General features: G+C 71.0%; 12 protein-coding genes. 8 read left to right on the top strand and 4 right to left on the bottom strand.

What is annotated here, in order from left to right; translation table 11 throughout:
- The first annotated feature begins 8 nt into the window (after positions 1-8).
- Genes glgB through glgX form a run of 6 tightly spaced genes read left to right on the top strand, consistent with a single transcriptional unit; the run spans position 9 to position 11,141 of the window.
- Complete coding sequence (glgB, locus tag VFG40_RS12790) at positions 9-2,192, top strand: 1,4-alpha-glucan branching protein GlgB (RefSeq protein WP_324898217.1); 2,184 nt, start codon at positions 9-11, stop codon at positions 2,190-2,192.
- Positions 2,189-3,994, top strand: coding sequence for a malto-oligosyltrehalose trehalohydrolase (gene treZ / locus VFG40_RS12785; protein WP_324898049.1), 1,806 nt, complete (start codon positions 2,189-2,191; stop codon positions 3,992-3,994). The genes glgB and treZ overlap by 4 nt, the downstream gene beginning before the upstream one ends.
- The gene (malQ, locus tag VFG40_RS12780; RefSeq protein WP_324898047.1) at positions 3,991-6,057 is read left to right on the top strand and encodes a 4-alpha-glucanotransferase; all 2,067 of its coding nucleotides are present in this window, start codon (positions 3,991-3,993) and stop codon (positions 6,055-6,057) included. The genes treZ and malQ overlap by 4 nt, the downstream gene beginning before the upstream one ends.
- Positions 6,050-8,701 (top strand): malto-oligosyltrehalose synthase, encoded by a 2,652-nt coding sequence (gene treY / locus VFG40_RS12775; protein ID WP_324898044.1) that lies wholly within the window; start codon positions 6,050-6,052, stop codon positions 8,699-8,701. The genes malQ and treY overlap by 8 nt, the downstream gene beginning before the upstream one ends.
- Positions 8,698-8,892 (top strand): DUF2934 domain-containing protein, encoded by a 195-nt coding sequence (locus VFG40_RS12770; protein ID WP_324898042.1) that lies wholly within the window; start codon positions 8,698-8,700, stop codon positions 8,890-8,892. Before treY ends, VFG40_RS12770 begins: the two co-directional genes overlap by 4 nt.
- Positions 8,889-11,141, top strand: coding sequence for a glycogen debranching protein GlgX (gene glgX / locus VFG40_RS12765; protein ID WP_324898040.1), 2,253 nt, complete (start codon positions 8,889-8,891; stop codon positions 11,139-11,141). The genes VFG40_RS12770 and glgX overlap by 4 nt, the downstream gene beginning before the upstream one ends.
- A gap of 16 nt (positions 11,142-11,157) precedes the next feature.
- Here glgX and VFG40_RS12760 read toward each other — a convergent pair whose 3' ends face one another.
- Positions 11,158-11,415 (bottom strand): hypothetical protein, encoded by a 258-nt coding sequence (locus tag VFG40_RS12760; protein WP_324898038.1) that lies wholly within the window; start codon positions 11,413-11,415, stop codon positions 11,158-11,160.
- A 369-nt stretch (positions 11,416-11,784) separates the two neighbouring features.
- Between VFG40_RS12760 and VFG40_RS12755 the strand changes: the two genes are divergently transcribed.
- Together VFG40_RS12755 and VFG40_RS12750 are read left to right on the top strand one after the other, a co-directional pair.
- Complete coding sequence (locus tag VFG40_RS12755; RefSeq protein ID WP_324898035.1) at positions 11,785-12,150, top strand: response regulator; 366 nt, start codon at positions 11,785-11,787, stop codon at positions 12,148-12,150.
- A gap of 211 nt (positions 12,151-12,361) precedes the next feature.
- Positions 12,362-13,252, top strand: coding sequence for a manganese catalase family protein (locus VFG40_RS12750; RefSeq protein WP_324898033.1), 891 nt, complete (start codon positions 12,362-12,364; stop codon positions 13,250-13,252).
- A gap of 365 nt (positions 13,253-13,617) precedes the next feature.
- On the opposite strand, the gene VFG40_RS12745 is transcribed toward VFG40_RS12750, so the two are convergent.
- The 3 genes from VFG40_RS12745 to VFG40_RS12735 all read right to left on the bottom strand — a co-directional run bounded on the left by VFG40_RS12745 (position 13,618) and on the right by VFG40_RS12735 (position 21,030).
- Complete coding sequence (locus VFG40_RS12745) at positions 13,618-13,803, bottom strand: hypothetical protein (protein ID WP_324898031.1); 186 nt, start codon at positions 13,801-13,803, stop codon at positions 13,618-13,620.
- Between the two features lie 124 nt (positions 13,804-13,927).
- Entirely contained in the window at positions 13,928-16,822 is a 2,895-nt protein-coding gene (locus VFG40_RS12740; RefSeq protein ID WP_324898029.1) for a PAS domain-containing protein, read from the bottom strand.
- Between the two features lie 74 nt (positions 16,823-16,896).
- The gene (locus VFG40_RS12735) at positions 16,897-21,030 is read right to left on the bottom strand and encodes a CheR family methyltransferase (protein WP_324898027.1); all 4,134 of its coding nucleotides are present in this window, start codon (positions 21,028-21,030) and stop codon (positions 16,897-16,899) included.
- Between the last annotated feature and the right edge of the window lie 167 nt (positions 21,031-21,197).

Below are 21,197 nucleotides of genomic sequence, written 5' to 3'. Positions count from 1 at the left end.
CGCCGCCGATGCCCACCGCGTTGCTGCCACCGGAGGTGGCCCAGGCGCTCTCGCAGGGCCGTCACGGCGAGCCGTTTGCATGGCTCGGCTGCCACCGGCGCGGCGAGCTCTGGATCGCCGCCACGGTGGCCCACGATGCGCGGCAGGTGTCGCTGTGCCTCGATGACGCACACGCCGCGCCGGCAACCGAAGTGGCGCCGGGCGTGCATGCCGTGGCGCTGCGCCAGCGGCCGGCCCGGCTCGTATGGCAGGCGCGCCGGCGAGGGCAGCAGCAACGCTGGGTCGATCCCTATCAGTGGCCGCCGCAGCTGCCGGTGGAGCTCCTGAAGGCGTTTCGCGAGGGCTCACTGCTGCAGCCGGCTACCCTGCTCGGGGCGCACTTGGTGAACGTGGATGGCGTTGACGGTGCCCGCTTCGCCGTGTGGGCGCCGGAGGCATCGCGGGTGTCGGTGGTGGGCGACTTCAACGACTGGGACGGGCGCCGCCATCCGATGCGGCAGCGGCTTGAAGCAGGCGTGTGGGAGATCTTTCTCCCCGGCGTCGCCGCCGACGCCGCCTACAAGTACGAGCTGCTCGACCGGCACGGCCAGTTGCTGCCGCTGAAGGCGGACCCGTACGCCCGGCGCATGGAACCGTCGCCGGGGTCGGCCTCGCTGGTCAGCCCGGAGCCGGTGTTCCGCTGGCACGACGCCGCCTGGCTGGCGCGACGCGCGCACGCCAGCCCGGAGCGCGAACCGGTGTCGATCTACGAATTGCACGCGTTGTCCTGGCGCCACGGCGAAGACGGCCAGCCGCTGGGCTGGGATCGGCTCGGCGCTGAGTTGATCCCGTACGTGCAGGCACAGGGCTTCACGCACATCGAGCTGCTGCCGATCAGCGAATTCCCGTACGGCGGCTCGTGGGGCTACCAGCCGCTGGGCCTGTACGCCCCCACCGCGCGCATGGGCAGCCCCGCGGCGTTTGCCCGTTTCGTCGACTCCTGCCACGTGGCCGGCATCGGCGTGATCGTGGACTGGGTGGGCGCGCACTTCCCCGCCGACGCGCACGGCCTGCAGCGCTTCGACGGCACGGCGCTGTACGAGCATGCCGACCCGCGCGAAGGCGTGCACCCGGACTGGCAGACCCTGATCTTCAACTACGGCCGGGCCGAGGTGCGCAGCTATTTGATCGGCAGCGCGCTGGAGTGGATCGACCGTTACCACGTCGACGGCCTGCGCGTGGACGCGGTGGCCAGCATGCTCTACCGCGACTACAGCCGCGCGCCGGGGCAGTGGCTGGCCAACCGGCACGGCGGCCCCGAAAACCTCGAGGCGATCGCCTTTCTGCGCGAGCTCAACCAGGCCGTGGCGGCGCACGGCCGCGGCCTGATGATGATCGCCGAAGACTCCACCGCCTGGCCCGGCGTCACTGCGCGCACCGACGAGGGCGGGCTCGGCTTCGGTTTCACCTGGGACATGGGCTGGATGCACGACACGCTGCGCTACCTGCAGCGCGACCCGGTCGACCGTCGCCACCACCACGCCGACCTCACGCTCCGCGCGACGTACGGCCACACCGAGCGTTTCGTGCTGCCGCTGTCGCACGACGAGGTGGTGCACGGCAAGGGCTCGCTGCTCTCGCGCATGCCCGGCGACCGCTGGCAGCAGTTCGCCAACCTGCGCGCCTTGCTGGCGCTGATGTGGGCCACGCCGGGCAAGAAGCTGCTTTTCATGGGCGGCGAGTTCGGCCAGTGGCGCGAGTGGGACCACGACCGCGCGCTCGACTGGGCGCTGCTGGACGACCCCATGCATGCCGGCATGCAAGCCTTGGTACATGACCTCAACCACTGCCTGCAGCACCAGCCGGCACTGCATCGTGACGATCACGATGCGTGCGGCGTGACGTGGGTGGTGGCCGACGACGCGGAGCATTCGATGTATGCCTTTCTACGCCACGCCGAGCCGGCCCCGCCGGTGCTGGTGGTGCTGAACTTCACCCCGATCCCCCGCCACGGCTACACCGTGGGCGTGCCGCGCGGCGGCCGCTGGCGCGAGCTGCTCAACACCGACAGCGCGCACTACGGCGGCTCCAATATCGGCAACGGCGGCTACGCCCAGGCCGAGGCGACACCGACACACGTTCAGCCGTTCTCGCTGCCGTTGACGGTGCCGCCGCTGGGCGCGCTGTACCTGCGCGCGGAGTTGCCGGCATGAGCGCATCGACGCCTGCCGCTGCCGTGCATCGGGTGCAGGAGACCGCATGGGGTACCCACTGGTTGCCGGACGGACGCGTGCGTTTTCGCCTGTGGGCGCCGGCGTGTCGGCAGCTGCAGCTGCTCGTGCACGACACCGCCCATGCCATGCAGCGAGGCGACGACGACTGGTTCGAGACGGTGCTGTCGGTGCCGGCCGGCACGCCCTATCGCTACCGGCTCGACGACGGCACCGTCGTTCCCGATCCCGCCGCCCGCGCGCAGGCCGGTGACGTGGAAGACGCCAGCGTGGTGGTGGACCCGGCCAGCTGGTGCTGGCAAGACCAGGCATGGTCCGGCCGGCCGTGGCACGAGGCGGTGATCTGCGAGTTGCACGTGGGGCTGCTCGGCGGTTTCGACGGCGTGCGCCAGCAGCTGCCGCGGCTGGCCGCGGCCGGCTATACGGCGATCGAGCTGATGCCGATCGGTGCCTTTCCCGGCGCACGCAACTGGGGCTACGACGGCGTGCTGCCCTACGCGCCGGCCACCGCCTACGGCAGCGTCGATGCGCTCAAGCAGCTGGTCGAGGAGGCCCACGCCTGCGGCCTGATGGTGCTGCTGGACGTGGTCTACAACCATTTCGGCCCCAGCGGCAATTACCTGCCCCGCTATGCCCCCACTTTCTTCCGCGACGACGTGCCCACGCCCTGGGGCGCGGCGATCGACTTCCGGCGCGAGCCGGTGCAGCAGTTCGTGATCGACAACGCGCTGATGTGGATCAACGAGTACCACATGGACGGGCTGCGGCTGGACGCGGTGCATGCCATCGCCCCGCCGCAGTTCCTGCGCCATCTGGAGCAGGCGATCCGCGCGGGCAGCCGGATCAGCCACCCGGTGCACCTGGTGCTGGAGAACGAGCACAACAGCGCCTCGCTGCTGCGTGACGGCGCCTACCAGGCGCAGTGGAACGACGATGGCCACAACGCGCTGCATGCCCTGCTCACCGGCGAAAGCGAGGGCTACTACGGCGCCTTTGCCGACGATCCGACGGCGCACCTGGCGCGCGTGCTGGCCGAGGGCTTTGCGTTCCAGGGCGAGCCGGACCTGCGCGGCCGGCCGCGGGGCGAGCCGAGCGGCGATCTGCCGCCTACCCGGTTCGTGCTGTTCGCGCAGAACCACGACCAGATCGGCAACCGGCCACTGGGGCAGCGGCTGGCGACGCTGATCGAGCCGCCGGCGATGCGCGCGACCACCGCACTGGTGGCGCTGTGCCCGATGGTGCCGCTGTTCTTCATGGGCGACGAGTGGGGCTGCCGCAGCCCGTTCCTGTTCTTCACCAGCCACCCGCCGGCACTGGCTGAAGCGGTGCGCGAGGGGCGCCGAGCCGAGTTCGCCAGCTTCGCCGGCTTTCATGATCCGGTGCAGCGCGAGGCGATTCCCGATCCGAACGACGCGGCCACCTTCGACGCGTCGATCCCGGCGATCGAGTCGGCGGCACCCGCCGCGGCGTGGGCGCGCTGGTTCACCGGCCTGCTCTCGGTGCGCATGCACGCGCTGGTGCCGCAGCTGCCCGGAGCGAGCAGCCGCGGCGTGCGCGTGCTTGCTCCGGGCGCCATGCTCGCGAGCTGGCGCCTGGCCGATGGCAGCGACTGGACCCTGGCAATAAACCTGTCCGGTTACCTGGTCGACGTGCCCGCGCTGGATGGCCAGGTGATCTGCGCCGAACCGCCGGAAGTCGCCACCGCGCCGAGCAGCGGTCGGCTGCTGCCGTGGTCGCTGCTGGCGCTGCGCAGTGACGAGCCACACGCCGGAGGGCCGGCATGACCACGCCGCACGCCACCGACCCCGGCCTGCAGGCGCTGGCCGAGCAGGCCGGCCTGGCGATCCACTGGACCGACTCCGCCGGCGTCGCGCAGGAGCTCGATGCGCCCACGCTGGAAACGCTGCTCGCCGCGCTGGGCCTGCCCGCGCACACCGCCGCCGCGCGGCAGGACAGTGCCCGCCGACTGGCCGAGGATGCGCGCGCCACGCCACCACTGATCACCGCCGATGCCGGTGGCCCGCTGCCGTGGCTGGCGCCGACCGGCCGCAGCGTGGCCGCGCGCGACGAGATCGGCCAGCCGGTGTCGCTGGAGCGCGGTGCGGACGGTCACCTGCTGGCTCCCGCCACACCGGGCTATTACACGCTCGGGATCGGCGGCCTGGACCGCAGCGGCCAGGATGCCCGCGCCACCAGTGACCGCAGCGACGACACCGCCACCGTCACCCTGGCGGTGGCGCCCGAGCGCTGCTTCCTGCCCGACGACGCGCAGGCGCTCGCGCCCGGCGCCTGCCGCTGGGGCGTGAGTGCACAGGTGCCGGCGCTGCATCGCCCCGACGACGGCGGCCTGGGCGACGCGCTGGCGGTCGCCGCGCTGGGACACGCGGTGGGCGCGCTGGGCGCAGACGCCGTGCAGCTCAGTCCCCTGCACGCCTGCCGGCCGATCCACGATCGCTACAGCCCGTACCAGCCGTCGCACCGGCGCTGGCTCGACAGCCTGCTCGGCGCCCCCGAGCCGGTACTGGGCGCCGCCATGGTGGCGCGGGCGCGCGAGGACGCCGGGCTGCAGGCGGCATGGGACGGCGCCGGGCGGCAGTCGCTGATCGACTGGCCCGCGCAGTACCGGCAGCGCCATGCGCTGTGGGATGCGCTGCATCGCCAGTTCGCGACGGCCGAGCAGCCCCTGCGCGACGACCTGCAGCAGTTCATCGCGCAGGGCGGCGAGGCGCTGCAACGCTTCGCCCACGGCGCCGCCTGCGAGCAGCGCGCGTGGGAACGCGGCGAAACCGCCGACTGGCGCCGCTGGAGCGAGCAGCCGCCGCCGGAGCCCGACGCGGTGCACCGGCAGATGTTCATCCAGTGGATGTGCGCGCGCAGCTGGGACTACGCCCACCGCACCACCCGCGAGGCGGGCGCGTCGATCGGCCTTATCGGCGACCTCGCCGTGGGCTGCGATCCGAACGGGCTGGAGGCGTGGACCGATCGCGAGTGGATGCTGCAGGGCCTGGAGCTGGGCGCACCGCCGGACGCGTTCAATCGCCACGGCCAGCGCTGGGGCGTCACCACGTGGTCGCCGTGGGGCCTGCGCAAGAGCGGCTTCCGGCCCTGGATCGACATGCTGCGCGCGAACATGCGCTTCGGCGGCCTGCGCATCGACCACGTGATCGGCCTGCTGCGCATGTGGATCGTGCCGGCGGGCGGCAGTTCCGCGGCTGGCGGCTACCTGCACTATCCGGTGGAGGACCTGCTGCGCCTGCTGGCACTGGAGTCGTGGCGGCAGCGCTGCGTCGTGATCGGCGAGGATCTCGGCACCGTGCCGCCGGGCATCCGCGACATGCTGGCCCGGCGCGGCGTGCTCGGACTGGACGTGCTGCTGTTCACCCGCGAGCCGGACGGACGCTTCACCCCGCCGCCACGCTGGCGGCCCCGCGCGGTAGCCATGACCACCACCCACGACCTGCCGCCGCTGGCCGGCTGGAGCAAGGGCATGGACCTGCACGAGCGCGCGCGCATCGAGGGGTGGCCGCCGCAGCAACTGGCGCTGCAGCAGCAACAGCGCGCGCAGGACGTGGCGCTGCTCGACCAGTGGCACCCGGCATCCACGCCGGACGGCCCGAGCCTGCCGCAGCGCGCCATGGCCGGGCTGGCCGCGGCGCCGTCGGCGCTGGTGCTGGTGCCGATGGAGGACGTGCTCGAGCACAGCGTGCAGATCAACCTGCCCGGCACCGACCGCGAATATCCCAACTGGCGGCACCGTCTGCCGGCGTTCGAGCTGGCGGACCTGCCGGCGCGGCTGGCGCCCCTGCGAAAGCCTACCGCCGCAGCCGGCGGGAGGCCCGATGCGTGAGGCACGCGCCACCGTGCGGCTGCAGTTGAGCGCGGACTTCACCTTTGCCGATGCGACGGACCAGGTTCCCTACTACGCCGCGCTGGGCATCACCCACTACTACCTGTCGCCGATCACCGAAGCGGTGGCCGGGTCCACCCACGGCTACGACGTCATCGACCCGACCCGCATCAGTGCGGCGCTCGGTGGCGAGGCCGGCTTCGATGCGCTGATCGAGCGCCTGCGCGCGCACGGCATGGGCGCGATCGTCGACATCGTGCCCAACCACCTCGCCGCCGATGCGTCCAACCCGTGGTGGCGCGACGTGCTGGCGCGGGGGCGTGCGAGCGAGCACGCGCAGGCATTCGACATCGACTGGGACGCGCCCGGCTGCGAGGGCAAGCTGTGGCTGCCGATCCTGCCCGACACCCTGCACGCCACCATCGTCGGCAGCGAGATCCGGCTGGCCCGCGCGCACGACGGCATGCTGCAACTGCAGGTGTCCGGACAGGCGCTGCCGCTCTGCCCGCACAGCGAGGCGGCATTGGCAGACGCTTCAGCCGACGCCCTCGCCGCGATCGCAGCGTCGCCACCGGCGCTGTCCGCGCTGCTGGCGCAGCAGAACTATCGACTGGCCAGCTGGCGCAGCGGCAATGACGTGGGCAACTACCGGCGCTTCTTCGACATCGGCGGCCTCGCCGCGCTGGCGATGGAGCGTCCCGGCGTGTTCCGGCGAGTGCATGCGCTGCCGTTGCGGCTGGTGGCGCAGGGCCGCGTCGATGGCCTGCGGCTGGACCACGTCGACGGGCTGGCGCGGCCGGGCCGTTACCTGCAGCGGCTGCGCCGCGCGCTGGAGCACGCCGCGCGCGAGCGGCCCGCCGGCCTGCCGGCGGTGAGCCTGCATGTGGAGAAGATCCTCGCCGCGGACGAGTCGCTGCCCGCGGACTGGCCGGTCGACGGCACCACCGGCTACGACTTCATGGGCCAGGTGGCCTCGCTGTGGCACGACCGCGCCGGAGTCGAGCTGCTCGACGCCGCCTGGACCCGCCGCCACGGCCGCAGCTTCGATGCCGAGCAGCGCCACGCGCGCCGCGAGCTGCTCGAGCACCGCCTGCTCGGCGACTTCACCCGCAGCGTACGGGCGTGGGACCACCGCGTGGCACTCACGCCGATGCACGGCGACCTGTCGGTGCCGGCGCAGGCGCGCGCCATCGCCGCGCTGGCCGGCGCGATGACGGTCTACCGCACCTACCTCGCCGACGGGGTGCGCCGCGAGGCCGATCTTGCCGCGCTGGCCAGCGCCCGCGACCGCGCGTTGTCCTGCGCCGCCGCGCACGACCGCTGGGCGATCGAGGCACTGGCGGCGCAGATGCTCGAAGCGTCCCCGGACACGCGCGCCGGCGCGCGCCGCCTGCGCCTGGCGTGCCAGCGCTTCGAGCAGCTGTGCGCGCCACTGAACGCCAAGGCGGCGGAGGACACCGCGTTCTATCGGTACGGCGCCCTGCTCTCGCGCAACGAGGTCGGCAGTTCGCCCGGCGATCGCCTCTCCGGCCCCGGCGCCTTCCACCAGCAGATGCGCGAGCGGGCACGGCGCTGGCCCCGCGCCATGCTCGCCACAGCCACCCACGACCACAAGCGCGGCGAAGACACCCGCGCGCGCATCGCGGCGCTCAGCTACCGCACGCACTGGCTGCTGGGGCTGGCGCGGGCGTGGTTCCCGCGCTGGCAGATCGGCTTTCCCGAGTTGCCCGAGCGGGTGCTCTGGGTGCTGCTGCAGACCTTGCTGGGCGCCTGGCCTCTGACCCTCTCGCCGGACGACGAACACGGCGTCGCCGCGTTTGCCGCGCGGGTCCAGGCATGGCTGCAGAAAGCCGAGCGCGAAGCCGGCCTGCAGACCCGCTGGATCGCGCCGGATGCGGCTTTCGAGGACGCCTGCCAGGCCTTGCTGATCCAGCTGCTGGACGGCGCGGACAACCCGTGGCGCCGCAGCATCGCCGATGCCGCCCGCCAGCTGGATGGCGCTGGCGCGCTGATCGGCCTGGGCAGCGTGGTGCTGCGGCTGACCGCCCCGGGCGTGCCGGATCTGTACCAGGGCACCGAGTACTGGGACCAGTCGCTGGTGGATCCGGACAACCGCCGCCAGCCGGACTACGCCGAGCGCGCGCGCACGCTGGCCCGGCCGGCCAGCTGGCCCGAACTGGTCGCGGACTTCCGCGACGGCCGCATCAAGCAGCGGCTGATCCACGCCCTGCTGCAGCTGCGCCAGCGCCATCGCGATGTGTTTGCGCAAGGCGATTACCTGCCGCTGGAACTCGCCGGCGAGCGCGCCGACGAGGCGCTGGCGTTCGTCCGCAGCGATGGCGAACACGCGGTACTGGTGCTGCTGGCCCGGCCGGGCCACGCCTGCCTCGCCACGCTGACCACGCCCCAGCCGCCACCGGACTACTGGCGCGGCACCCACGTGCTGCTGCCGCCGTCGCTGCGCGGCGCCGCGTGGCGCAACGCGCTTGCCAACCCGGCCAGTGACACCGAGACCGAAACCGAAACCGGAAGCGCCGCGACCGCGGCGCCGGCACCGGACACCGACATGCTGGCGGTGCGCGTGCACCTCACCGATCTTCCCTTTGCGGTTCTTGCCGCCCCTGTCCCTGGAGCTTCATCGTGACGTCATCCCCCTCCGAGCGTGAGCAACGCATCAAGGAACTCGCGCACCGCATATGGGAGTCCGAAGGCTGCCCCGAGGGGCGCGCCGAGCAGCACTGGCAGATGGCCACGCGGCTGGTCGCGGCGATCGAGCGGCACCGCGGCGGTCCGCTCGTCGACGGGCCCGATGCCGAACAGGAGCCGACCTCATGAGCACGCCGCACGGTAACGACATCGACCGCGCCCCGACCGACCTCGCCGATCGGCCGCGCGACGACGCTGCACCGCATCCGGCGCGGCGGCCGTCGGTGGTCAGCGAAGGCCTGCCCTTTCCGCTGGGCAGCACCTGGGACGGGCTGGGCGTGAACTTCGCACTGTTCTCCGCCCACGCCACGCGGGTGGAGCTGTGCCTGTTCGACGAGGACGACCGCGAGATCGAGCGCATCGACCTGCCCGAATACACCGACGAGGTGTGGCACGGCTACCTGCCCGACGTGCGTCCGGGGCAACGCTACGGTTACCGCGTGCATGGCCCGTACGAGCCGGAGCGCGGCCACCGCTTCAACGCCAACAAGCTGCTGCTGGACCCGTACGCGCGCCAGCTGGCCGGCTCGCTGACCTGGGACGACGCGCTGTTCGGCTACACCCTGGGCCACCCCGATGGCGACCTCAGCTTCGACACGCGCGACAGCGCGCCGTATGTGCCCAAGGCGCGGGTGATCGACCCGGCCTTTACCTGGGGCCGGCAGCGGCCGGCGCAGATCCCGTGGGAGCGCACCATCATCTACGAGGCGCACGTGCGCGGCTTCACCATGCGCCATCCGGCGGTGGCGCCGGCACAGCGCGGCAGCTTTGCCGGCATGGCGACGCGCGAGGTGGTCGACTACATCCGCTCGCTCGGCATCACCGCGGTCGAGCTGATGCCGGTGCATGCCTTTGTCGACGACCGCCACCTGCTCGAGCAGGGCCTGCGCAACTACTGGGGCTACAACAGCCTGGCGTTCTTCGCGCCGGACCCGCGCTTTCTCGCCGGCAACAGCATCGACGAGTTCAAGGCGATGGTGGCGCGCCTGCACGATGCCGGGCTGGAGGTGCTGCTGGACGTGGTCTATAACCACACCGCCGAGGGCAGCGAGCTCGGCCCCACGCTCAGCCTGCGCGGCATCGACAACCGCAGCTACTACCGCCTGACCGACGATCCGCGCTTCTACATCAACGATACCGGCACCGGCAACACGCTCAACCTCAGCCACCCGCGGGTGCTGCAGCTGGCGATGGATTCGCTGCGCTATTGGGTGACCGAGATGCGCGTGGACGGTTTCCGCTTCGACCTGGCCACCATCCTGGCGCGCGAACCGCACGGCTTCGACCAGGGCGGCGGTTTTCTCGACGCCTGCCGGCAGGATCCGGTGCTGGGCGGCGTGAAACTGATCGCCGAGCCGTGGGACGTGGGCCCCGGCGGCTACCAGACCGGCGCCTTTCCGCCGGGCTGGGCCGAGTGGAACGACCGCTACCGCGACACCATGCGCGCGTTCTGGAAGGGCGACCAGGGCATGCTGGCGCAGTTCGCCACCCGCCTGACCGGCTCGGCCGACCTGTTCGACCGCCGCGGCCGCCGGCCATATGCCTCGGTCAACTTCATCACCGCGCACGACGGCTTCACCCTCAACGACCTGGTCAGCTACGACGGCAAGCACAACGACGCCAACGGCGAGGGCAACCGCGACGGCTCCGATCACAACCTGAGCTGGAACCACGGCGTCGAAGGCCCGACCGACGAGCCGGCGATCGTCGCGCTGCGCCAGCAGCAGATGCGCAACATGCTGGCCACCGTGCTGCTGTCGCAGGGCACCCCGATGCTGCTGGCCGGCGACGAGTTCGGCCGCACCCAGCACGGCAACAACAACGCCTACTGCCAGGACAACGAGATCACCTGGCTGGACTGGCAGGCGGCCACCGACGGCCACGCGATGATCGACTACGTGCGGCTGCTGACCCAGCTGCGCCATCGCTATCCGCTGCTGCGGCGCAGCCGCTTCCTCAGCGGCGAGCAGGATCCGACCTTCAACATCCGCGACGTCACCTGGCTGCGTCCGCAGGGTGGCGAGATGACCGATGCAGACTGGAACGACCCGGCCGCACGCTGCCTGGGCGTCCTGCTCGACGGCCGCGCGCGGGCCAGCGGCATCCGCCGCATCGGCTCGGACAACACGCTGCTGATGCTGATCAACGCCGCCCACCAGAAGGTGTCGTTCAAGCTGCCCGAGCTGGCCGCCGCGACGCGGCTGAAACTGCTGCTGGACACCACCCGCGTGGAGCCGCTGCGCACCACCGGCGCCAAGGCGCAACGGATGAGTCGCACGGTGCTGGCGGCCCGCTCGATGCGCCTGTATCGCGTGGTCGGTGCGGACCGCCCGGGCCTGCGTCGCAAACGCGCCGCGGGGCCGAGCCCGTCCGACTAACGGGGCCGCTGCGCCGTCAGGACGCCCGCGCCTCGCGCAGCAGGGCGTCCGGCCCGAGGCAGGTCCAGCTGCCCTGGGCCTCTTCCACCATCACACGCACCTCGATCGCGCGCTGGCCGACGATCTTGCCGGCCAGCCGCAGGGCGAAGGTCACCGCCTCGCTGCGCGTGGCGAAGGTGCCCATGGCGTGGGTCCCTTCCAGTACCCGCCAACGCCCGCGCGGACTGTGGTTGTAGGGAAGGTAGAACGTGATCGAGGCGGGCGTGGGTTCCATGGGCTGGTCCGTTGCAAACCCCGGGCCATGCGCGGAGACGGGCAAAGGCCGTATCGGCGCGCGGCGCGCGGCTGGGAGCGCACCGAGGCCGGTAAATCCTTCCCGTCCGGCGCGCCACTTTTTCAAACGAACCGGCTGCGGCGTTGACAGCGACTGCCGGTTCTCCAGAAGGCCTCCACCTGCGACAACCTGCCCCGAAAAATTCCTACAGCGGCGCGAGGCCGCCTGCATGAAAGATGCACGGGTCGTTGACGATGCTGAAAACTACCCCTGCCGAGGTTGGCCGGCACCGCCTGCCCCGGTTCTTGCATCACTTCGGACCTCCCCCTCGAAAGGCGCCGCGCATGGCCGCCACTACGGACGTGACTCATGAGCCGGATCGAACCCCGTCCCACCGTGCTGGTGGTCGAAGATGACAAGCCGCTGCTGGAAACCATGATCGAGGTGCTGGCTGTGCACGGCTGGGACGTGATCGGCTGGTCCGAGGACGCCGCCGGTGCGCTTAGCCTGCTCGAGCGCGCGCCGGACGTGGCGCTGGTCGACTACCAGCTCAAGGACGGCCCGTGCGACGAGCTGGTGCGCCAGCTGGTGGAGCGTGGGATTCCGTTCGCACTGTTCTCCGGCTACGAGCCGGAGGAGCTGCCCGCCTCGCTGCAGCCGCACGTTCACCTGCACAAGCCGTTCGGCATCGAGACGCTGCTGGATGCGGTCCAGCGCCTCCGCGTACCGCGCTGAGCGGCCGCGCGCCGCGGCCGGCGGGCGCACGTCGCCCGCCCCGTTCTGTCGATGACTCCGTTGAGAAAACCGTAACGCCCTGTTCCTGCGCCCGGGACCACGGTGGAGATCAAGCGTTGCCGGCGCCCGTGCCGGCCAGCCCGGCGCGGTCGCCGGGGCGCTTGCCCCCACCCACCAGCCCACCGTCCCCCCACCTGGCGAGGAGCCTTTCATGTTTTCGCATAACAAACGCCTGCAGTATTCGGTACACGTCAACGAGTGCAACCCCGCGCTGGCCAATCTCATGCTCGAGCAGTTCGGCGGCCCGCAGGGCGAGCTCGCCGCCGCCATGCGCTACTTCACCCAGGCCCTGGCCGAGGAAGATCCGGGCCGCAAGGACATGCTGCTGGACATCGCTACCGAGGAGCTCAGCCACCTGGAGGTGATCGGCACCATCGTGGCGATGCTCAACCGCGGGGCCAAGGGCGAGCTGGCCGAAGGCGTGGCGCAGGAGGCCGAGCTGTTCCGCTCGCTGCAGGGCGCCGGCAACGACTCTCACGTTACCCAGGTGCTGTACGGCGGCGGCCCGGCCCTGATCAACTCCGGCGGCCAGCTGTGGACCGCCGGCTATGTCGACAGCATCGGCGAACCGACCTGCGACCTGCGCTCGAACATCGCCGCCGAGGCGCGCGCCAAGATCGTCTACGAGCGGCTGATCAACGTGACCACCGACCCGGGTGTGCGCGATGCGCTGGGGTTCCTGATGACGCGCGAGGTCAGCCACCAGAAATCGTTCGAGAAGGCGCTGTACGCGATCGAGCCGAACTTCCCGCCGGGCAAGCTGCCGCCGGTGAAGCCGTTCGACAAGGTGTACGTGAACACCTCGCAGGGCGAAGGCGACATGCGTGGCCCGTGGAACTCGGACGAGCACTTCACCTATGTCGACGATCGCGAGGCCCAACGCGCGATGGGCGACGGCCAGGGCGATGCGTCGGTGAAGATGACCCAGGCGCAGTCGCGCGCGGTCGAGGCAATGGCACAGCGCACTGCCTCCGACCCGGACAGCGATCCCACCACCGGCGCGGACCTGGGGAGCGCCCAAGGCAAGTCGAACGGTCGCTGAGCCACCGGCGGCCGCCCCCACCACCGGGTGAACGGCCGCCACCATATGTTCTGCACGATCGCTTCAAATGACCCGCGGCAAAGTTTGCCCAACGGCATCACCCGGATCACCACCGCGCGGACGAGAGCGGTGCATCACCGGGACGAGGGAGGCGAGGGAAACTCGCCGGCCGGGCGCTCCAGAGCGAGCGCCCGGCCCTTCGGGGGGACGAGACGCCGCACTTCCCGCTGACTTGTGCGTCTTGCGCCGGCATGCCCGGCCCGGTGCTTTTTCGTGCACCGGCACGCGCATGCGCGCCCCCCGCCGCGGCGGGGGCTTCAACGTTCGTTCTGCAGGCGAAGGCCTGGCTGGCGGTTCGCCCGGGCTCAGGGCAGGCGCGCGCCGTCCGACGGCGGCTCGTCGTTGCCGGTACGGTGCTCGTCAGCGCGGTCACGATGCTCGTCGCTGCGCTCGTTCTCGCGGTCGCGACGCTCGTGGATCTTGGCGTCCTTGCGCGCCACGTCGTTGTTGTTGCGGTCACCGGTGCCGTGCTTGATCGGCTGCTTCGGCATGGGGATCTCCTTACGCTTGGCCATGAGGAGAGCCGATGCTAGCCAGCGACCGGTGCAGCAGGCATGACGCCGGGCGCGAGCGTGGTCCGCATCCGGCACCCGGTACAGCCACGCACGCCCCGCCTCACGACCTGCGGCGTGCCCATATCGGCACGCGGATCACACAGGTAACGCCGTCAACGCCGTACTCCAGTCGCGTCTGCGCACCCAGCTGGTAAGGCAGCGCGCGCTCGATCAGCTCGCGCCCGTAGCCCGAGCGCTGCGGTGCCGGCACCGCGAACCCCGACTCACGCCATTCCAGCAGCAGCTGCGGCGCCTGCCCCGGCTGCTCCTCGCGCCGCCAGCGCAGCGAGAGCCGCGCACCACTACGCGCCAAGGCGCCGTACTTCACCGCATTGGTGCCCAGCTCGTGCAGCGCCAGCGCGAAGATCTGCACCGTGCGCGAGCGCAGGTAGATGTCCGCCGAACCGTCCAGCTCCACCGTGCCCACGCTGTGCTCGAACGCGCCCAGCGCATCGAGCTCGGTGCGGATCAGCGTATCGAACGAGATCCGCTCGCCTTCGCCCAGCCGCGACAGCAGGTTGTTGGCGCGCGACAGTGCCGCCAGACGGTCGTCGAAACTTGCCGCGTAGGTGTCGAGGCTGTCGCTGCTGGCGACGGTGCGGCGCGACAGCGCGCTGATCACGCCCATCAGGTTGCGCGTGCGGTGCTGCAGCTCGTCCACCAGTACCTGCTGGCGCTGCTGCAGCCGGCGCAGGTCGTCCACGTCGGTGGAGGTGCCCAGCCACTCGGAAATGCTGCCGTCGCGGTTGCGCACCGGCGTGGCGCGGGTGCGGAACCAGCGGTAGCGCTGCTCGGCGTGGTTGAGCAGGCGGTACTCGGCGCTGAAGCTGCCGTCGCCGGCAGCAGCCGCCCACTCCGCGCGCGCCGTCTCGCGGTCGTCCGGGTGCACCGGCTCGAGCCAGCCCCAGCCGCGGCTCTGCTCAAGCGACTGCCCGGTGTACTCGGTCCACTGCGGGCTGGCCCAGGTCCACTGGCCGGCGCCGACCCCGCGCCACACCAGCTGCGGCACGCCGGTCACCAGCGTGTGCAGGCGCTGCTCGCTCAGCCGCAGGGCCTCCTCGATGGTGTGCCGCTCGGTCGAGTCCATGTGGATGCCGATCAGCCGCAGCGGCCTGCCGTGCTCGTCGCGCTGGATCTTCGCGCGGGCGGAAATCCAGCGGATCTCGCCGTTGTCCGGCCGCACGATGCGGTAGTCGCTGGCGTAGTCCTCGCCGCTCTCGATGGCGGCCCGCAGCCGCGCTTCGGCTGCGTCGCGGTCCTGCGGGTGCACCCGCGCGAGCCACTGCTCGTGCGTCTCGTGGGTGATCTCCGGCGCCAGCCCGTGCAGGTTGCGGTATTCCGGCGAGCGCCCGCCGGACAGGACGCCGGACAGATCCACGATCACGCCGCCCACGCCGCCAGCCGTCTGCACCTGCGCCAGTTCGGTTTCGCGCACGGCCAGCTCGGCCATCGCGCTGGCCCGCGCGCTGGCCAGCCACAGCCGGGAGCCGACTTCGCGGGCCAGTTCGGTCTCCTCGTCGGTCCAGGAACGCGGCGACCGGCTGCTTGCCAGCAGCGCGGCGGGATGCCGGGCGTCGTCGCGAAATGCGAAGGCGCAGAACGCGGCCACCCCGGCGTCGGCCAGGGACTGCTGCAGCGCCGGGTCCGGCGCGGACAGGAAGCGCGTGTCGGCACATGCCACGCTCTCGGCGTCCCGCAGCAGCTGACGCATCACCCGCTCCGGCCGGGCCATGTCAACCGCCGCATTGCCCGCCGGCTCCCGGCCGTCGTGTTCCTCACCGCCACGGCACCAGGTCTGCAGTCCTTCCTGGGCGCCGCCATCGGTGAGAAAGGCCACCCGGTCCACCAGCAGGTGCTCGCCCAGCAGGTGGCAGCCCGCCCGTGCGATGGCGGCCGGATCATCCAGCCCGCGCAGCGTGTCGCTCAGCGTCAGCAGGAACCGTCGGCGGCGCTCGCCCGCGCGCAGTGCCTGCATTGCCTCGGCCCACTGCAAGGCAGTACCCACCCGCACCGCTGCCCGTTCCAGCAGGCGCACCTCGGCCTCACTCCAGCGCCGCACGGCGCGCTGGTACAGATACAGTGCGCCGCGCGAGGCGCCCTCGCGCCGCACCGGCACCACCAGCCACGCGCCCGCGTCCCACCCTTCGGGGCAGCTCGCCGCTTCCTCGGGTGGTGCCGACGAGGCCGGGTCGCGCAGCCGCTCCAGGCGCAGCGACTGGCCCTGTTCCAGCCGCTCGATCCACGCCGCGTCGACCCGCTCGCGCGGATGGAAGCCACTGAGAGTGTGCAGATCCGGCGCCAGGCACTCCTCGAGCACGTGCAGCTGCTCGCCGTCGTCGGTCAGCTCGGCGTAGCCGGCACGGTCCGGCGCAAGGTAGCGCCCGAGCAGGCGCGCGGTGCCGAGCTGGATCGCGACCGGGTCGGTCAGCGCACGCAGGGTGTCGCTCAGTCGCAACAGCAGCGCCTGGCGATCGCGGCTGCCGCGCAGCGCCTGGTGCCCGCGCACCTCGGCGGTGGTCTCGATGCATACGCAGTAAACGCCGGCCACCTCGCCGGCCTCGTCGCGCAGCGGCGTGCAGCTGACGGTGAACCAGCGATCCGCGTCGGCGCCGTCCAGGGCCAGCCTGTGGTCCGCCCACAGCTGCGGCTCGCCGTCGAGCGTGGCCCGCACCACCGGCTGCAAGGCCGGCCACTGCGCCCCGCACAGCGTCCGGCCCGGCTGGCCGAACGCGGCGGCGTCGCGTGTGCCAAGCACTGCGGCAAAGGCGTCGTTGTAGAGCAGCACCAGCGCCGGGCCCCAGGCCACCAGCGCCGGGTGCGCGGCCGCCAGCATCAGGTCGACCATGGTGCGCAGGCTCGGTGGCCAGGTGTCGCACGGGCCCAGCGGGGTGGCCGCCCAGTCGTGTTCGCGGATGCGTCGTGCGGACGCACTGTCGCCCAGAGGCCAGGTTTGCATGCTGCTCCTTTGCAGTTCCGTTGCCGCCCGCGGCGCGTGGGCGTCGACAGGTATACCGGCGAGATGCCGCGGCGCTAGCCGCGCAGCCGCTGCAGCGCGGCCAGCAGGGCCTCCAATGCCACAGGTTTGCTGATGTGCGCGTCAAAACCCGCATCCAGGGCCTGCTTCTGATCCTGGGCGCGGCCATAGCCGGTCAGCGCGATGGCCGTCATGGTCTCCCCCTGCGGCAGCGCGCGCACGGCCCGGATCAGCGCGTAGCCGTCCATCTCGGGCATGCCGATGTCCGACAGCAGCACGTCGAACGGCTCGCGCTGAAGCGCCTCCAGCGCCTGCGCCCCGCTGCTGACGCACGTGGGCCTGGCGTGCATCATTTCCAGCACGCTGCGGAACGGCTCCAGGATGTCCACCGCGTCATCGACGATGAGGATGCGCAGGTCCTGCAGGATGTTCCCAGCCGGGCTCTCGGGCTCGCTCGGCGAGCGCGCACCCAGCGGCAGCCGCACGGTGAACGTGGCGCCCTTGCCGGCCCCGTCGGAGGCGGCCTCCACCGTGCCACCGTGGAGCCCCACCAGCTGACGCACCAGCGCCAGGCCAATGCCCAGGCCGCCCGCATCGCGGTTGGCCTGGCTGTTGCCCTGGTGGAACATCTCGAACACCTGCTCGAGCTGGTCTTGCGTAATCCCGCGGCCGTTGTCGCGCACCGCCAGCACGGCCTGCGCATCGGTCACCGCCAGCGTGAGCGTCACGCGCCCGCCCGCCGGCGTGAACTTGAGCGCGTTGCTGAGCAGGTTCCAGATGATCTGGTCGATGCGCACCTGGTCGGCGGTCACCACCACCGGCTCATCCGGCATCTTCATCTCGAAGGAGATATCGCGCCGGCCCGCCTCCTCGCCATTGGCGGCGGCCAGTCGCCGCACGCTCTCGGACAGGTCGACGGCGCCCAGCGCGAGCGCGAACTTGCCCGTGCTGATGCGCGACAGGTCGAGCAGGTCGTCGATGATCTTGCCCTGGCTGAGGATGGAGCTGCGCACCACCGACGCGGCCCGGCGGGCCGCCTCGTTCTGCTTGATCTCCGGCAGCATCGACAGCAGCTCGGCGTTCATCAGCATCAGGTTGAGCGGGTGCTTCAGCTCGTGCGACATGGTGGCGAGGAACTCGTCCTTCAGCCGGCTCGCCTGCTGGGCCGCCTCGCGCGTTGCCTTTTCCGCCTCCAGCAGGCGCTCGCGCTCACCGGCGCGATAACGGTCGCGCGTGGCGTCATGGATGATCTTGGCGTAGCCGTGCAGCCCGCCCTGCTTCAGCGGCACGGTGGTGCCGCTGCAGAACACGGTGCTGCCGTCCTTGCGCAGGTACCAGCACTCGTCCAGCGAACGGCCGTTGCGGCGCGCGGTGCCCAGCTGCTGCAGGAACGCGCCGTGGGACTGGTCCTCGGTGGTGAAGATCAACTCGCCGGAACTGCCGATGGCGTCTGCGCCGGCGTGGCCGAAGATGCGCTCCGCGCCCTTGTTCCAGCTGGTGATGGTGCCGTCCAGGTCGAAGGTGATGATGGCGTGGTCGGTGCTTTCGGCAACCAGCCGGATGTGCTCCTCGCTCTTCCTCGCCTCTTCCTCGGCACGGCGCCGGCCGGTGATGTCGAAGAAGGTCAGCACCGCGCCTTCGATGCGGTCCTCGGTGGTGCGGTAGGGCAGCATCCGCGCGATGTACCAGCGCCCGTCGTTGCTGCGCACCTCACGCTCGATCGTGCGCAGCGACTGGAAGGTTTCCACCGCGTCGTTGAGCAGCTCGTCGTATTGCAGCCGGTGGGTGATGTCCATCAGCGAGCGCCCGATGTCCGACGGGATGATGCTGAAAATGTCGATCGCCCGTGGCGTGTACCGCTTGATGCACATGCCGCGGTCGATGAACACCGTGGCGATGTCGGTGGAGGCGATCAGGTTCTGCAGGTCGTCGTTGATCTTGCTGGTTTCCTCCACCTTCACCTTGAGCTCGTGGTTGACGGTGATGAGCTCCTCGTTCATCGACTGGAGTTCTTCCTTGCTGGTTTCCAGCTCCTCCGTCGCCGAACGCAGTTCCTCATTGATCGACTGCAGCTCTTCGTTGGATGCCTTCAGCTCCTCGCCGGAAATCTCCGACTGCTCCACCGTCATCTGCAGCTGGTCTTTGGTGCGCTTGAGCTCGTCCTCCAGCTGCAGCACCACCGGGTCGTCGGCAGGTGAGCTCACCGGTACCGAGACCGCGCCCTCCTCCGCCTCGTGGAACAGCACCAGGCTGACGTCGTCCGCGCCCTGGTCGGACGGCGCCACCGCGCGCACCGACAGCGATACGAAGAATCGGCGGCCGTCGCGCATCACCGCCACCGGCTGCGATTCGACGACCCGCTTTTCCTGTTGCGACTTGAACACCGAGGTGCGCAGCGCCAGCCGCAGCTCCGGCAGGATCAGTGCCTGCAGGTTGAACGAGGGTGGCCCGCCGACGTGGCGCAGGTAGCGCCCGGCCGACTCGGTCATGTGCAACATCGCGTAATCAGCCCCCAGCAGAATGCTGGGCGGGGCGAACCGCTCGATCAGGCGCGAATGAAGCTCGGACAACTGGGCATTGCGCTTGGGCGGCAGCGGCGCGCGCAGCTCGGTCAACGGCGACGGCTTGCTGCCCAGGCCGCTGGTGTTGAGGCTCTTGGAGATGGAGCGGACCGTTTCCTTGGCGCGGTAGATGCGGTGCTTCTTGTCGACCACGGCGAACAGCCGCGCCGCGGCATCGGCCGATTCGGAGCTGCCCAGGAACAGGTAGCCGCCCGGCCGCAGCGCGAAATGGAACATCTCCAGCACGTCCTGCTGCACCTCGCGGTTGAGGTAGATCAGCAGGTTGCGGCAGGTGATCAGGTCCAGCTTGGAAAACGGCGGATCCTGCAGCAGGTTGTGGTGGGCGAACAGCACCTTCTCGCGCACGTTCTTCTGCACGCGGAAATGCGCCTCGCCGTCCTTGGTGAAGAACCGGCTCAGGCGCGAGGGCGGCACGTCGGGGATGATCGACGCGGGGTACACGCCGCTGCGCGCGGCGGTCACGGCGCTGTGGTCGATATCGGTGGCGAACACCTGCGTGGCCGGCCCCAGCCGGTGTTTGGCGGCCTCCTCGCTGAGCAGCATCGCGATCGAGTACGCCTCCTCGCCGGTGGCGCAGCCGGCGGCCCAGGCGCGCACGGTGTCCGCGCCATCACGGGCAAGAAACAGCTGCGGCACTACCAGCCGCTCCAGCGCCTCGAAGGAGTCGCGGTCGCGGAAGAAGTTGGTGACGCTGATGAGCATGTCCTGCAGCAGCGCCGGACGCTCGTTCACCGTGCTCTCTAAAAAGTCGCGGTAACCGGCGAGCTCCTTGATGCCGTTGACCTGCATCCGCCGCTCGATCCGGCGCAGGATGGTGGCGCGCTTGTAATGCCGGAAATCGTGCCCGGTGTGCGCGCGCAGGATCGCCAGGATCTCCTCCACCAGCCGCTCGGCGCGCTTGAGCTCATCGCCCTCGGCGCGCTTGTGCGCCCCGCCCTTCTCCAGCGGCTCGACCAGTTGCGACACCACCCGCGCCGCGCCCTGGGCGGCCAGGATGCGCTCGGCCATTTCGGCGGCGGGCAGCACGATGTCGACCGCCCCGGTGGCAATCGCCGCGCGCGGCATTTCCTCGTACTCGGCGTCATCCGGCGACTGCGCCAGGGTGATGCCGCCGAGCTCGCGCACCCGCGCGATGCCAGCCGATCCGTCGGTGCCGCTGCCGGACAGCACCACGGCCACCGCGCGCTCCTCGTGCACGTGCGCCAGCGCCCGGAAGAAGTAGTCGATCGCCACCTGCCGGCCGCGCGGGCGCTCGATGTCCACCAGTCGCAGGTAGCCGTCGTTCATCGACAGCTGCTTGCGCGGCGAGATGACGTAGACGTGGTTCTTCTCCAGCGGCACCGGCGCACGCACCTGACTCACCGGCATGTCGGTGGCGCGCTGCAGGATGGCGTCGGCGGTGCTCTCGTGCTTCGGCGACAGGTGCAGGATCACCACGAACGCCATGCCCGGCTTCTTGGGGAACTGCTCCAGCAGCCGCTGCACCGCCGCCAGTCCACCGGCCGAGGCACCGATGCCCACCACCGGGAACTCGAGGTCGCTCTTCTTCAGGTGACCGCGTTCTTCGGGATCGGGAAGTGCCTTGGTGCGGGCGATGTCGTCTTGCATGGAGGCTCCGGGGTGCGTCTGAAGACCATCGCAGCGGCGTGCTGCGGTGACCGTCCTGCGCGTCGCGAATGGCCTCGGCACAGAGACCCGTGATGGTAGCGCGGGGCATGTTGGAAGCGCATGAGGCTCCGGCGCGGACGTGGATGAGCTGGTTGACGTCTGGCGCA

Origin of the sequence: Dyella sp. (genome assembly GCF_035685805.1) — a bacterium.
Taxonomy (GTDB): domain Bacteria; phylum Pseudomonadota; class Gammaproteobacteria; order Xanthomonadales; family Rhodanobacteraceae; genus Dyella_A.
Note: the sequence above shows the minus strand (reverse complement) of the source record. Positions and strands in the feature narration are given on the sequence as shown.